The sequence below is a fragment of the Catenuloplanes sp. NPDC051500 genome, from assembly GCF_044454585.1.
Classification (GTDB): Bacteria; Actinomycetota; Actinomycetes; order Mycobacteriales; family Micromonosporaceae; genus Catenuloplanes.
This window is the reverse complement of the sequence record NZ_JBITDX010000002.1, coordinates 1-13,512: the sequence shown is the minus strand read 5'-3', so window position 1 is coordinate 13,512 and position 13,512 is coordinate 1. Positions and strand designations below refer to the sequence as shown.

The window sequence follows — 13,512 nt, the reverse complement described above, 5'->3', positions numbered from 1 at the left end:
GTGCGTACCGTATGTGGTCTCCGCAGCCCGGAGGGCATTTTGTGAACAACGCGGCAACAATCGAGATCTGTGAACTCGGCACCGTTCCACACCGTTGCTAGGGCGTTCTTCTGCCCGGACGACGCCGTCCGGGCACGGCGCTGGTGCGTGGACGGTGAGATGACTGTGCAGAAGGTGCTGGCCGGCAAGTACGAACTGCTATTGCCGGTCGGGGTCGGGCCCCACGGCACCATGTGGCGCGCGACCGCGCTCGAGACCGGCGCCACGCACGCGGTGAAGATCCTCGCCGGTGAGTACGCCGGGGACGAGCGCGTGGTGAGCCGGCTGCGCGATGCGGCCCCGGCCCTCGCCGAGCGGATCCACCCGGTGTGGGAGCCGGTCACCGACCTGGTGATCGAGGGGGACACGGCCGGGCTCGTCTCCGGCCTGATCACCGGGGTGGACCTGCGGCGCTGGATCTCCCGTGGCGGGTCGGCGCCGCTCGTGGAGGTGCTCACCATCGCCGCGTCCTGCGCCGGCGCGCTCACCGCCGCACACGAACGCGGCATCGTCCACCGGAACATCAAACCAAGCAACGTTCTGTTCGCCGACGACGGCTCCGTGCACCTCACCGACGCCCGGATGGGCTGGCTCACCGGCCGTGACGAGGACACCCACGGCGAGCCCGAGCCGGCCGGCGACATCCGCCAGTTCGGTGCGCTGCTCCACGAGATGATCACCGGGCGGCCACCGGCCGATGACGAGTCCTCCGCGCGGCCGCTCACCGAGGCAGCCGGCGCCGGGGTCGCCGCGCTGATCCAGGCCTGTCTGTCCGCACGGCCCGCCGACCGGCCGGACGCGAAGGAGCTTGCCGCACGGCTCCAGGCCGCGGCGGCGGACACCGCCCCGGCGTTGCTCGCGTCGCCCTACGTGGGCCGCCGTCGCGTGGACACCGGCGAACCGGACCCCGGGCCGGAGGACAGCGGAGCGTCCTGGATGGTCGGCTCGCCGTCCGGCGGGTGGAGCCGGTCGTCGCCGACGAGCAGCGGGAGCGGACGGCGCCTGCAGACGGCGATGCCGCTGAAAGGGCTCTATCCGCTGGGACATCCCACGCCGGGCCCCGCGCCCGAGACGTTCGGCGGGACGCCCGAGACGTTCGGCGGGACGCCCGCGACGTTCGGCGGGACGCCCGAGGCCGAGGCGTCCGGCGGGTCCCGGAATCAGGCGACGTTCGGGGCGCCTCAGGATTCGGGAAGCTCACGAGTGTCCGGGAGCGCGGGAGCCGTCGGAGCCCCGACGCCCGCGGATGACCTGCCGACCGTCGCGAGCCCGCCGTCCGCGAGCGGGTCGCCTGCCGGTTCACCTGCCGGTTCACCTGCCGGTTCACCTGCCGGGTCGTCTGCCGGTTCACCTGCTGCTTCGCCGGGCCCGACGTCGTCCGGCCGGAACAGAGTGCCCGCGCCGGCGTCACCGCCGTTCGGAAAGCCGCCTGAGCCCGCGCCGGCCCGCCGTCCCGCCCGCCTGGACCCGGGCCCGCTGTGGAAACAGCCCGTGCCCGTGGAGCAGGCCGTGCCCCGGGTGGCCCCGGTGCCCGTCGATCCGCAATCGTCCCGGCCGGTGCCGCCGGTCGCGCTTCCGGCCGCACGTCTATCGGAGTCGTCGTCCCGGCCGGTGCCGTCGGTCGCGCCTCCCGCCGCACGTCTATCGGAGTCGTCGTCCCGGCCCGCGCCGCCGGTCGGGCCTCCGGCCGGGCCTCCGGCCGCACGTCTATCGGAGTCGTCGTCCCGGCCCGCGCCTCCGGCCGCACGTCCACCGGAGACAACGCCCCTGGGGCCTGCCGCGCCCGCCGCCGCGCCTGGGATGACGCCCCGGCCGCCGGCCGTACCGGCTGCCGTGCCGGAGGTGCCGGCGATGACCACACGGCCCGCGCGCCGGCCCGTGCCGCCCGGACGCCAGCGGGCGGCGGCCACCGCCGGCATCCTGACCACGGCCGTCGCCACCGGTGCGGTCCTGCTCGCCGTCACCTACTCCACCGGGCGCGCGCCCACGCCGGAGGCGGGGCCGGAGCCGCCGGCGAGCCTGGCGACCGCCTCGGTCGCCGCGCCGATCCCGTCCGGCCCGGCGACGGAGCTGAGCAGCGAGGGCGCCAAGGCCTTCGTCCCGTACTGGTTCACCACGCTCGATCACGCGCTCCGCACCGGCGACACCTCCGCGCTCGCGGCGGCGAGCGACACGTCCTGCACGTCCTGCGCGGACGCGATCGCGGCGATCACCGAGGGGTACCGCGAGGGCGGCACGATCCGGGACGCCGGCTACGTGGTGCGCAGCGTCAACCCGGACAGCTTCTTCACGCTCGACCGCCCGATCCTGCGCGTGGTCGTCGACCGCAGCCCGGGGACCGTCCTCGGCCCGGACGGCACGCCCCGCCGTACGCTGCCCCGCTTTACGTTCCTCTCCTGCCAGGTCGCGCTGACCAGGTCCGGGGAGACCTGGACGGTAAGCGACCTGCAGACCACCGCCCCACTCGCGTGAACCCGAGCAGCCGAAGGAACCAGATGACCGAGATGTCCGGCCCGCGCCTCGCGCCCTGGGTCGCGCCAGTCAACGCGCTCCTGAGCCCGGCCGATCCGCTGGTGCGCGCCCTGTCCCGGTTCTCCCTGCTGGAGCGGGCCGCCGGACTGCGCGGCGCGGACGACGAGACCGGCTTCCTGGACGGGATGCGTGTGCTTCACGAGCACATCCAGGCCGCGGACCTGACGCCGCTGGGCCGGCTGGCGATGCGTACCGAGATCGCCAGGCGCCTTTCGAACCGCGGGCGCGTGCTTCGTACGCTCCGCGCCGACCCGGAACTCGCGGAGGCACCCGTGCGCCGGCCGGTCTTCGTCACCGGGCTGCCCCGCACCGGCACCTCGCTGCTGCACGGGCTGCTCGGGCACCGTACCGGCGCGCGGGCTCCGATGTTCTGGGAACTGCTGCACCCGGCCGCGCGCGGCGGTGAGGCGGCCGGTCGCCGGCTCACCACCCGGATGCTGGCCGGCCTTTACTACGCGATGCTGCCCGCGATGCGCACAATCCATCCGCTCGGCGCGACCGATCCGGAGGAGTGCGTCTTCCTGCTGCCGCACAACGGTGTTCACCTGACCCGGGTGCCGATGCCCGGATACCGCCGCTGGTACGACGCGCACGACTTCACCCCCGATTACCGCTATCTGAAGCAGCAGCTGCAGGTGATGCAGCGGGGCAACGCGCCACAGTGGATCCTCAAGTCGCCCTGTCACCTCGGCAACCTGGACGCGCTGCTGCGGGTCTTCCCCGATGCCCTGATCGTCACCACCCACCGTGACCCGGCGGCCGCGCTCGCCTCCTGGTGCAGCTTCTGCGAGGCGACGCTGCGCATGCACAACCGGCACGTCGACCTCGCCGAGATCGGGCGCACCTGGCTCGACTTCTGGACCCGGGCCGCGTCCGCTGCCGAGGAGGTGCGGCGGCACGCGACAGCGGACTTCGTCGACGTCGGCTACGAGGCGCTCGCGGCGGACCCGGCGGGTGCCACGGCCGCGATCTGGGATCGGATCGGCCGGCCGCTGACCGGCGACGAGCGGGCCGCGCTCACCGTGTTCGCCGGGCGGGACCGCCGTCGGAGCCCCGGCACCCATCGGTACACGCTGGAGCGGTACGGCCTCGACGAGGCGGTGGTCCGGGCCGCGTTCTCCACCCGGCAGGCCGCCTGACCGAACCCGCACCCCGCCCGCCCGCAGCGGGGTGCGAGGCGGGTCAGACGTACAGCGCGATCGCGTCCTGGCTCGCCACCGTCGCGGTGAACCGGCCGGCCGAGTCGACCGTGTAGGTGGCGCCGGTGCAGCCGCCGCCCGAGGTCCGCTCGCCGTGCTGGACGTCGCAGTACGTGCCGGCCGGCAGCGAGGTCTGGAACGTGCGGGTCAGCGCGGACGTCTCGTGGTTGATCGCCAGGTAGGCCCGGTTGCCGCGGCCGAACGCGATCTGATCGGCGCCGTTGTCCCACCAGTTCGTGACAGCGGTGTCGCCGGCCGCGTTGCGCAGCGCGACCATGTTCTCGATCTGCGGCCACGCGTGCTGGCACTTCCAGCCGTCCGCCCAGCACGCGGTCACGGCGCCGCCGTTCGGCGGGCCGGCGTCCTTGTTCGACCACTCGTAGCCGGAGTTGACGTCCGGCGCGCCGTACGGCCAGGCCAGCATGAACACGTTCGCAAGCGTGTAGTCCGCGCCGTGCTTGTAGTTGAGCGTGTCGCCGACCCGCTCGGTGTCGTGGTTGTCGACGAACACCGCGGCCTGGCCGGACCCGAGATAGCCCCAACCCTCGCCGTAGTTCTTCAGGTACGCCAGGTTCTCGTTCTGGAAGACGCGTTTGAGGTCGCGGGCGTACCGGAACTCCTGCACGTCGCCGGTGGGCAGGTACTCGTTCGGCGTCACGGCCTCGCCGGCGCCGAAGATGACCTCCTGCTTCCAGTACGCGCCCGGGTTCGTCAGCCTCGACTTGATCCCGGCCAGGTCCGCGGCCGCCATGTGCTTGGCCGCGTCGATCCGGAAGCCGTCGACGCCCATCGAGGACAGGTCGTTGAGGTAGGCGGCGATCCGCCCGCGCACGTAGTCGCTGCCGGTGTTCAGATCGGAGAGGTTCTCCAGCTCGCAGTCCTGCACGTTGCCGCGGTTGGTGTAGTCATTGATCTTCGTGCGGCAGGTGTGGAAGTCCCAGTCCGCATAAGTCCCGGGATAGGTGTACTTACTGTAAGAAGTCCCGCCGGTTCCGGTCCCGCCGCCCGCGCTCATGTGATTGATCACCGAGTCCGCGACGACCTTCACCCCGGCCGTGTGGCAGGCGGCGATCATGGCCTTGAACTGGTCACGGTTGCCGAGCCGGCCGGCGATCTGATAGCTGACCGGCTGGTACGACGTCCACCACGCCTCGCCCTGTATGTGCTCCATCGGCGGGCTGACCTGCACGTACCCGTAGCCGGCCGGGCCCAGACGGTTCGTGCACTCGCGCCCGATCGCGTCGAAGCGCCACTCGAACAGAACGGCGGTCACGTCGCGGGTGCCGGGCGGTGCGGCGTTCGCATCCGGCCCGGCGGCGACCGCGCCGATCGCGAAGGCGGCGCCGGCCCCGGCCAGCACCACCGCGGCTATCGCGGCGGGCAGGCCCCGGCGTCTGCGGACTGTGCTCACGTCGTACCCCCGATGGGTTTGCTGGTTTTGGGGTGTTTTCGGGCAGCATAGGCGCGGCCCGCGACGGGAGCAAGATCGTTCCTTATCAATCCATTAAGGACGCCGCCGGTAGGGTCACACGCTCCCGGCCCACTCCGCGAGCACCTCGAAGACCGGCGCGCGGCCGGCGAACCGCTCCGACATGTCACGGCTGTCGTAGCTGTAGCCGTTTGTGGTGGCGGTTTCCCCGGCCGACGCGACCATCCGGGGCGCGAGCCAGAAGAACCGTGCCGCGCCCATCACCCGGATCGCCCGGCGCACCACGTCGGGGCCGGCGGCACCGCGTGGTCCCGGTCGACCTCGTCCGGGACCGGCTGGGCCGGACGAGATCGATCGGAAGTGTCATGCGACAACGCTAGAGCAGGGCCTTCGCCACGTCGTCGGGGTGGGTCAGCAGCGCCTCGTGGCCGCCCGGCACCGTTGTCGGGGTGAGCCCGAGCCGGGCCGCGAACTCGGCGCCCGGCTTGGCCAGCGCCAGATCCCGCTCGGCAAGCACGTACCGGGCGGTCAGCCCGATCGAGGTCACCTGCGGCACGTCGAGCGTGTCAGTGAAGTAGTGGCCCGGGTGCGGGACCAGCAGCTCGTGGATCACGCGCTGGACCGGCTCCGGCTCGTCCGGAAGCAGCACGGCCTGAAGCGCGTCGAACCCGATCGGCACCACACCCTCCGCCTCGATCGTCGCGCGGACAAATCCGCCCATCTCAGCCGGCAGCTCGTCCACCTGGGACACGCCGGGCTCCGGGACGACAGCGCTGAAATACACCACCTCGGCGATCCGGTCCGGCAGCCGGTGGGCCGCGCCGGTCGCCGGGTAGCCGCCCCAGCTGTGCGCGACCAGGACCACGTCACGCATGTCGTACCCGCGGATGGTGTCGATGATGTGGTCCACCGCGTCGGTGAGCCGGACGCCTGTCGGGTCGCCGTCGTCGATGCCAGGCATGGTCAGCGTCAGCGCGCGGTGACCGGCGGCGCGCAGCCGCGTGGCGACCGGCTGCCATGCCCACGCGCCGTGCCAGGCGCCGGGGATGAGTACGTAGTTCTTCACACTGCCGATCGTGGTCGGCGGCGCGTCATTCGGGGAGTGCTATGAATCGCAGATGACGATCCTTTTGTCGCAGGTGGCGCTGCTTGTCGAGGAGCGGTCCAGCGCGTTCGAGGCGGGCGCCGCCACCGAGATCTTCGGCCCGCCGCTCTACACGCTGACGATCTGCGCCGCCGCCCCGCACACCACGATGCGCGGCGGCCTGATCGCGCCCGCCCACGGACTGGAGGCGCTTGACACCGCGGGCACAATCGTCCTCCCGGACCGTCCCATGCAGGCGGTCGCCGCCGAGGTGATCACGGCCCTGACCAGGGCGCATGCGCGAGGTGCGCGGCTTATCGCGTCCGGCGGCGGCGTTTTCACGCTTGCCGCGGCCGGCCTCCTGGACGGGCGCCGCGTCACCACCCACCGTGATCTCGCGGGCCTCCTGCACGATCAATATCCGGGGGTACGGGTCGAGCCCGACTCGCTGTTCGTGGACGACGGTGACATCCTCACCGCGGCCGGCAGCGCCGCCGCGCTCGACCTCGGCCTGCATGTGATCCGCACCGACCACGGCGCGGAGACCGGCTGCACGGTGGCGAAGCGCCTCGCGTTCCCGGTGCACCGTGACGGCTTCCAGTCCCAGACCGTCGAGCGCGCGATGCCCGAGGTGCCGGACGAGTCGCTGGCGCCGCTGCTGAGCTGGGCGCAGCGCCGCCTGCACGAACCGATCGGCGTCGCCGAGCTGGCCACCGCGGCCGGGATCAGCGTCGCCACGCTGCACCGCCGCTTCCAGGCGCAGATCGGTGTCACGCCGCTGGCCTGGCTCACCCGCGGCCGGGTGCTCATCGCCTGCCGCCTGCTTGAGCGCGGCGAGACCCGGATGGAGGTGATCGCCCGCCGCAGCGGCCTCGGCACCGCCTCCCACCTGCGCACGGTCCTGCGCCGCGAACTCGGCGTCACCCCCACCGAATACCAGCGCCGGTACGCCCCGGCCACCGCCGTCGAGGAGCACCTTCGCCACGTGGTCCGGGTCGGCGATTAGCTCGTGTGTGGTCCCGGTCTCGTTCCCCCGATATATTCATCCGACTCGGGGCCGGGGGAGAGCGCTTCTCGAAACAACCGGGCCCTACCTTTCCGGGACAGACAGGGCGCGGATCGAGGGCGACGGGCTGAGGACGCATGCGGATTCTTATGGTGGAGGACGATTTCCGGGTCGCCGCCGCGATGATGTCGATGCTGCAGCGCAGCGGATACACGGTCGAGCACGCCGCGACGGCCGAGGCCGCGCTCTCCGCCGCCCCGTCCGACCTGGTGCTCCTCGACCTGAACCTGCCGGACGGCGACGGCGTCGACGTGTGCCGGACATTCCGGGCCCGCGACCCCGACCTGGCCATCATCGCGGTGACCGCGCGCGGTGAAGAACGGGACCGGGTCGTCGGCTTGCGGATGGGCGCGGACGACTACGTGGTCAAGCCGTTCTCCATGGCCGAGCTGCAGGCCCGCATCGAGGCGCTGCTGCGGCGTACCGCACGGTCCGGCCGGGCCGCGCCGGAAACTGTCGAGGTCGGGCCGCTGCGCATCGACTACGCCGCCCGGACGGTGCAGGTGGACGGCCGCCCGGTCTCGCTCACCCGCAAGGAGTTCGACATCCTCGGCTCGCTGGCCCGGCAGCCGGGCGTGGTGCTGACCGGCGAGCGACTGCTGCTCGACGTGTGGCAGACCACCTGGTCCGGGCGGCACACGCTGCAGGTACACGTCGGCTCGCTGCGGGCCAAGCTCGGCCGGCCCGACCTCGTGCAGAACGTTCGCGGCGTGGGCTACCGTCTCAGCACCGACTGAACGCTGAGGAGGGCCGGTGCGCAGGAGACTGGTGGCCACCTATGTTCTCCTGCTCTGCATGGTCCTGCTGGCGCTGGAGATCCCGCTCGCGGTCTCGCTCACCGGCCGGGAGACCGAGCGCGTCCTCTCCGACCGGGTCGCGGACGCCACCAGGTTCGCCTCGCTTGCCGTACCCGCGGTCCGCAGCGGCGAACTGGCCTCGCTCCTCGACGAACTCGGCCGTTACCACGAGCTGTACGGCATCGGCGCGATCTTCGTCGACTCGGACCAGCGGCCGTGGATCGGTTTCGGCGGCGACCACTCCGTCCCGGCGTACGGCGAGGTGGCGGTCCGCGGCGCGCTGGCCGGCCGCACGGTCAGCACGCCAGGCACGCTCTGGCCCTGGGAGTCCCGCCCGCTCGTGGTCGCGGTCCCGGTCAACGACGGCGGCGCGGTGCTCGGCGCGATCGTGACGATCTCACCGACCTGGGACAACCGCCGCGAGGTCGCCGTCGCCTGGCTCGAGCTGGGCGTGCTCGGCCTGTTCGCGGTGGCGGTCTGCGTGCTCGCCGCGTTCTGGCTGGCCGGCTGGGTGCTGCAACCTGTCACCCGGCTCGACGCGGTCACCCACGAGATCGCGGCCGGCGACGGCGGGGCCCGGGTCCATCCCGGAGGCGGGCCGCCCGAGCTGCGCCGCCTCTCGGCAAGCTTCAACGAGATGGCCGACGCGATGGCGGACTCGCTCGAACGCCAGCGGTCCTTCGTCGCACACGCCAGCCACCAGCTGCGCAACCCGCTCACCGTGCTCCGCCTGCGGGTGGAGAGCCTGGGCCTGTACCTGGCCGACGACGACGCACGCGAGGACCACCGGTTCGCGCTCGAGGAGACCGACAGGTTCGCCGGGATGCTCGACGGCCTGCTCTCCCTGGCCCGCGCCGAGCGGGGCCGGTACGAGACGGAGACCGTCGACGCGGTCGCCGTCACGCTGAACCGGGAACGGTCCTGGCGCCCGCTCACCGAGCTGCGCGGCATCACGCTTCGGGTCACCGTGCCGGACCGGCCACGGCACATCGAGACCATCCCGACCGGCCTCGACCAGGCGCTCGACGCGCTGATCGACAACGCGCTCAAGTTCACGCCCGGCGGCGGCAGCGTCGAGGTGACTGTGGAGTCGCGGGACGGCGGCGTCGAGGTGACCGTACGAGACACCGGCCCCGGCATGACCGAGGAGCAGTGCCGGCACGCCACCGACCGCTTCTGGCGCGCACCCGACGCGCAGAACGTGGACGGAGCCGGCCTGGGCCTGCCGATCGTCGCCGTCCTCGTGGAGGCGTCCGGCGGCAGGATGACGCTCGCACCGGCCCCGGCCGGCGGCCTGGAGGCCCGGCTCTGGTGGCGCCCCGGAAAAGCAGTTCCGGCTACGGTTTGACTGACCGGTAGTAGCGCGCCGCGCCCGGATGCAGCGGCGCCGGCATGGTGGCGGCCGCGGACCGCACGTCCAGCGCCTCGAGCGCCGGGTGCGCCACGGCAAGCACGTCCCGCCGCTCCAGCAGCAGCCGAGTCACGTCGTAGGCCAGCGCGTCCGGCAGCGATGCGGACGCCAGCAGCAGCGTCGCGTCCGCGATGGTGGCCGACGGCGGCGCCTGATACGTCGAGGTCGGCACGTTACGCACCACGTACACGTCGCTGTACGTGCTCCGCAGCGCGCCCGCCCACCCGGACAGGTCCACGATCCGGATCCGCGTCCGGGCGCTCAACTCGCGGATCCGCGCGACCGGCAGCCCGCCGGAGAAGAAGAACGCGTCGAGGTCGCCCCTGGTCAGCGCCGCCGTCGCATTGTCCAGGCTCCGCTCACTCCGGACGTAGGCGCCCGCGGTGAGGCCGGCCGCCGCAAGCAGCCGCCCCGCCGTGACCGCGGTCCCCGACCCGGTCTCACCCACCGACACCCGCCGGCCGCGCAGATCGTCCACAGTGGTGATCGGGTGGTCCGCCGGCACCACCAGATGCAGCAGGTCGTCGTAGACGCGGGCCAGCGCGGTCACCGACGCGTCCACGCCAAGCAGATCCGTCTGCGACAGGCCGATCTCCGCCTCGCCGCGCGCGATCAGGTCCACGGTCCCCGCCGACGCCATCGGCGTCACCACCGAGGCCTCGACGTCCCGCAGATGGCGATTGACCAGGTCCGCCAGCCCTGCGCCGAGGTCACCGGCGCTGGACGCGATGCGCAGCCGGCGCGGCCCCACGGGCCCACCGGAACAGGCCGCGGCACCGGCCAGCACGGCCAGCCCGGCCAGCACCGCGCGGCGTGGCACGGCGTTCGCTGGTTCGTCTCTGTTGTTCATGAGTTCGCACAAGTTTGGCACAAATCCCGGCCCCGAACGTCGCACGTCCGGCCCTGCTCCGACACGGTGTTACGAACAGCAAGGGAGGACAGTTATGAGTTTCCTCACGAGCACCTTCGTCACGGCGTTCGAAGCGGTGTGCCTGGTCCGCTGCGCCCGCCCCGTCCTGCAGCCCGAGACACGCCGGCTGTCGTCCCGCCCGGTGGCGACCCAGAGCGCGGCCGTGGCGGAGTTCGACCGCGAGGACGCGTCGCAGCGCTTGACCGACCTGCTCGCCTGCCTCGGCTACCACGCCCGCGCCGAGGAGCGCGACGGCGGCGGCGTCCGCCGCTACGCGGTCCAGCAGGTCACCATCGCCGAACCGGACCGCCTCGCCGTCGACCGGATGATGGTCGCCTCCTGGCAGCGCGGCCGCCAACGCCTGCTCGGCACCGACCCGCTCGGCCACTCGTCACCGCACCACGCACACCGCGTCGTCCTGGCCCGCGCCGCCTGGAACGCCGGCCTCCTCGTCGGCCGCCTGCGTCCCCGCCACGGCCAACTCCGCATCGGCATCGCCGAACCCGACATGGTGGCGATCCTCGTCCGGGCCGCCCGCCTGCTCGGCGTGACCGCAAGCGTGAGCCGCCGCTCCGGCTGCTTCGTCGTCGCCGTCCCCGAGTCCGCCGCCCCGACCCTGGCCGGCTACCAGACGCCCGTCACCCCCTACGCCCGCCCCACCCGCATCCCCCACGCCCAGCCCGACCTCGCCGTCGCCTGACAAAGCCAACGGCCCAGCCGTCAGCGCCGATCACCGGGCCGAGCGATGTCAGGCCGAAAGCCACGGTCAAGGCCAAGGTCAACGGATTCATCTGCCTGGTTGATCGCGCATCACCACCCGAGGCCTCCCGGCGACACCGGTCGGCCGCAGGCGGCCTCCCTGCCAGGTTCGTGGTTGCACGACCAGGCAACCTTTGACCCCGCCCCACCCCACCCGCCAGGACCGTCCACGGCCGCCGCCCACTCAACGCAGCGGCGGCCGCCCCGGCCTGGTCGCACCATCAGTGGAGAATGACCCCAATCCGGGCCCGGCGAGCACCGTCACAGCCCTCTCAGCAACGGCCATCGCGCCCACCGGCCACGCGGATCGCGGATCGCGGATCGCGGCAGATAGTGCGTTGCGGCGGTAGCGGTTTGCTCGTCACAGGGCAACCGCGCAGCTGGATCGGGCAAACCTGCCGCGCCAGAGGGGATGATCTTCGGGTGGATGCAACGACGTTGCACTGGACCGCACGCCACTATCTGGCGCAGCGAGCTGCGGACCTCAGGGCCGCATACGTTCGGCTGCCCAACGCGGGCCGTCGGGTCGACGAGCACACGTACACAGCCGAAGCGAAGCGCACGATTCCTCGCTACAACGTCGTGGACGCCATCCTCGAAGAGGTCGAACGTCTCGATCCGGATCACCTTCCCGGCATCGAGGTCCTCACCCGTGCCCTGTTCACGGCAGCTGAGGTGGCAGACTCTGTGTTCACCAAGCCGCCGGGCGGCGAGATCGAGGCACAGGCCATGGCCGATGAGCGCCGCCTCTTCTCGGCAAACGTACAGCGCTGGAGGGAACAGCCCACTCTCCGCGCGGAGCCCCTTCCGTACCGGCGCGTGCTGACGCCACAGGAGGGCTCCACGTGGCGCGCATCGCTGCAGCGGCGCTGGGGCGTACAGGGCGGCCTGTGGCATCCGATGCTGAGCAGCCCGACTCCGCCCGACGTGCTGGTCGTACACGGAGAGTCAATGTGGGAGGAAGACGGTGTCAACCACGTCCACCAGGTGCTACAGCGGTTGAAGCGCCCGCGGGTGGCTGAGTTGCGCGAGTACGGCCCCGACTATGTGTTGGACGTCGTCACCGTCGCACCGAGGTATACCGGTGCCGAGGGCCTCTGGACCGACGAACACGACGACTGGATCGCCTACGCATCGCACGAGGGCACCGTTGCCTTCGGCGGCGTCCTGGCCACCGGTCTCATGACGACCTGGCCTGCAGTCGACAGCTGGCGATGGCCGGAACCACAGCGCTGAGTCCTCCCGTAACCACGGCCTCCCGAACGAGACAGTCGTCGCACTGTTCCGCAATGAGCCTTCTCCATCGTGACGGTGCAGGTCGCGGGCAGGAGTGCACCGGTGTCCACGTAGGACGAAGCTCGCGGTAGACGGCAGTCGACCAAGATCAGATGCCCCCGCCGGGAGCCTCGCCATGCTGTCTTGCCCGTCCATGATCTCGTTGCCCCGGCCGGACCTTGAACCATCTCGCCGACCGCATCCTCGGCTGCCGTCAGCAGTGCAGAACTCGATGGCGCCGGCTGACACCGGGCCGCCAGGCCCTCCTCGCCCTGGCCCATCCGCGCAACGGTGACACCTGTGCCCACCTCGCTGCCGGGTTCGAGAGCGGAATCGCGACCGCCTGGCGTTACGTCCAGGAAGCGGTCGTCCTGCTTAGCGCCGCCGACGCCTGGACGCAGCGATGCGACGCATCCGCCTGCTGGCCTACGCGATCCTCGACGGCACACTGATCCCGATCGACCGGGTCGCCGACCAGCGGCCCCACTACTCCGGCAAACATCGCCGTCACGGCGTGAACATGCAGGTCATCTGGGACGCGGCCGGCGTCTGGGGTGGGCGTCGGCCGCACTTCCCGGCGCCGTCCACGACCTGACGGCTGCTCGCACCCACGGCATCATCGACGCACTGACCAGCGCCAACGTGATGACTTTCGCCGACAAGCCATACCAGGGCGCCGACGGCACCGTCCGGTCGCCGTTCAAACGCCAGCGCCACCGACCGAAGCTGTCACGCCGGCAGGAGGCCCTCAACCGCGTCCGCGTGAGGGTTCGCGTCCGCGTGAGGGTCTGCGTCCGCGTGAGGGTCTGCGTCCGCGTGAGGGTTCGCGTCCGCGTGAGGGTCTGCGTCCGCGTGAGGGTCTGCGTCCGCGTGAGGGTTCGCGTCCGCGTGAGGGTCTGCGTCCGCGTGAGGGTCTGCGTCCGCGTGAGGGTTCGCGTCCGCGTGAGGGTTCGCGTCCGCGTGAGGGTCTGCGTCCGCGTGAGGGTTCGCGTCCGCGTGAGGGTCTGCGTC

The 13,512-nt window shown here is 72.0% G+C and carries 11 protein-coding genes and 1 pseudogene; 8 read left to right on the top strand and 4 right to left on the bottom strand.

The genetic code is table 11. The annotated features are described in order from the left end of the window. Window positions 1-69: 69 nt before the first annotated feature. Together ACIA8K_RS03515 and ACIA8K_RS03510 are read left to right on the top strand one after the other, a co-directional pair. Window positions 70-2,511 (top strand): DUF6318 family protein, encoded by a 2,442-nt coding sequence (locus ACIA8K_RS03515; protein ID WP_396054535.1) that lies wholly within the window; start codon window positions 70-72, stop codon window positions 2,509-2,511. Window positions 2,512-2,534: 23 nt separating this feature from the next. After that, window positions 2,535-3,710, top strand: a complete 1,176-nt coding sequence (locus ACIA8K_RS03510; protein WP_396054534.1) for a sulfotransferase family protein — start codon at window positions 2,535-2,537, stop codon at window positions 3,708-3,710. A gap of 43 nt (window positions 3,711-3,753) precedes the next feature. On the opposite strand, the gene ACIA8K_RS03505 is transcribed toward ACIA8K_RS03510, so the two are convergent. From ACIA8K_RS03505 to ACIA8K_RS03495, 3 genes are all read right to left on the bottom strand, one after another. Continuing rightward, window positions 3,754-5,181: an alpha-amylase family protein gene (locus tag ACIA8K_RS03505; protein WP_396054532.1), complete on the bottom strand. Its 1,428-nt coding sequence runs from the start codon at window positions 5,179-5,181 to the stop codon at window positions 3,754-3,756. Window positions 5,182-5,295: 114 nt separating this feature from the next. Then, entirely contained in the window at window positions 5,296-5,484 is a 189-nt protein-coding gene (locus ACIA8K_RS03500) for a hypothetical protein (protein ID WP_396054530.1), read from the bottom strand. Window positions 5,485-5,575: 91 nt separating this feature from the next. Further along, window positions 5,576-6,265, bottom strand: a complete 690-nt coding sequence (locus ACIA8K_RS03495; protein WP_396054528.1) for an alpha/beta fold hydrolase — start codon at window positions 6,263-6,265, stop codon at window positions 5,576-5,578. Window positions 6,266-6,317: 52 nt separating this feature from the next. Between ACIA8K_RS03495 and ACIA8K_RS03490 the strand changes: the two genes are divergently transcribed. The 3 genes from ACIA8K_RS03490 (at window position 6,318) to ACIA8K_RS03480 (ending at window position 9,494) form a co-directional block, all read left to right on the top strand. Beyond that, window positions 6,318-7,289 (top strand): helix-turn-helix domain-containing protein, encoded by a 972-nt coding sequence (locus tag ACIA8K_RS03490; protein ID WP_396054526.1) that lies wholly within the window; start codon window positions 6,318-6,320, stop codon window positions 7,287-7,289. 137 nt (window positions 7,290-7,426) lie between these two features. Further along, the gene (locus tag ACIA8K_RS03485) at window positions 7,427-8,086 is read left to right on the top strand and encodes a response regulator transcription factor (RefSeq protein ID WP_396054524.1); all 660 of its coding nucleotides are present in this window, start codon (window positions 7,427-7,429) and stop codon (window positions 8,084-8,086) included. 16 nt (window positions 8,087-8,102) lie between these two features. Beyond that, entirely contained in the window at window positions 8,103-9,494 is a 1,392-nt protein-coding gene (locus ACIA8K_RS03480) for a sensor histidine kinase (protein WP_396054522.1), read from the top strand. Here ACIA8K_RS03480 and ACIA8K_RS03475 read toward each other — a convergent pair. Then, window positions 9,484-10,407, bottom strand: a complete 924-nt coding sequence (locus ACIA8K_RS03475) for a TAXI family TRAP transporter solute-binding subunit (RefSeq protein ID WP_396054520.1) — start codon at window positions 10,405-10,407, stop codon at window positions 9,484-9,486. The two genes, ACIA8K_RS03480 and ACIA8K_RS03475, sit on opposite strands and share 11 nt — an antisense overlap. A 94-nt stretch (window positions 10,408-10,501) precedes the next feature. Here ACIA8K_RS03475 and ACIA8K_RS03470 point away from each other — a divergent pair, with 94 nt between their 5' ends. From ACIA8K_RS03470 to ACIA8K_RS03460, 3 genes and pseudogenes are all read left to right on the top strand, one after another. Beyond that, window positions 10,502-11,167, top strand: a complete 666-nt coding sequence (locus ACIA8K_RS03470) for a hypothetical protein (RefSeq protein ID WP_396054518.1) — start codon at window positions 10,502-10,504, stop codon at window positions 11,165-11,167. 482 nt (window positions 11,168-11,649) lie between these two features. Then, on the top strand, window positions 11,650-12,462 hold the full coding sequence (locus ACIA8K_RS03465) for a hypothetical protein (protein WP_396054516.1): 813 nt from the start codon (window positions 11,650-11,652) through the stop codon (window positions 12,460-12,462). 175 nt (window positions 12,463-12,637) lie between these two features. Beyond that, window positions 12,638-13,275: pseudogene (locus ACIA8K_RS03460) on the top strand (transposase family protein); the annotation flags it as partial. Between the last annotated feature and the right edge of the window lie 237 nt (window positions 13,276-13,512).

Coding starts and splice junctions, on each gene's coding strand:
- ACIA8K_RS03490 (WP_396054526.1), top strand. CDS start 6,318: ATGACGATCCTTTTGTCGCAGGTGGCGCTGCTTGTCGAGGAGCGGTCC.
- ACIA8K_RS03475 (WP_396054520.1), bottom strand. CDS start 10,407: ATGAACAACAGAGACGAACCAGCGAACGCCGTGCCACGCCGCGCGGTG.
- ACIA8K_RS03485 (WP_396054524.1), top strand. CDS start 7,427: ATGCGGATTCTTATGGTGGAGGACGATTTCCGGGTCGCCGCCGCGATG.
- ACIA8K_RS03510 (WP_396054534.1), top strand. CDS start 2,535: ATGACCGAGATGTCCGGCCCGCGCCTCGCGCCCTGGGTCGCGCCAGTC.
- ACIA8K_RS03470 (WP_396054518.1), top strand. CDS start 10,502: ATGAGTTTCCTCACGAGCACCTTCGTCACGGCGTTCGAAGCGGTGTGC.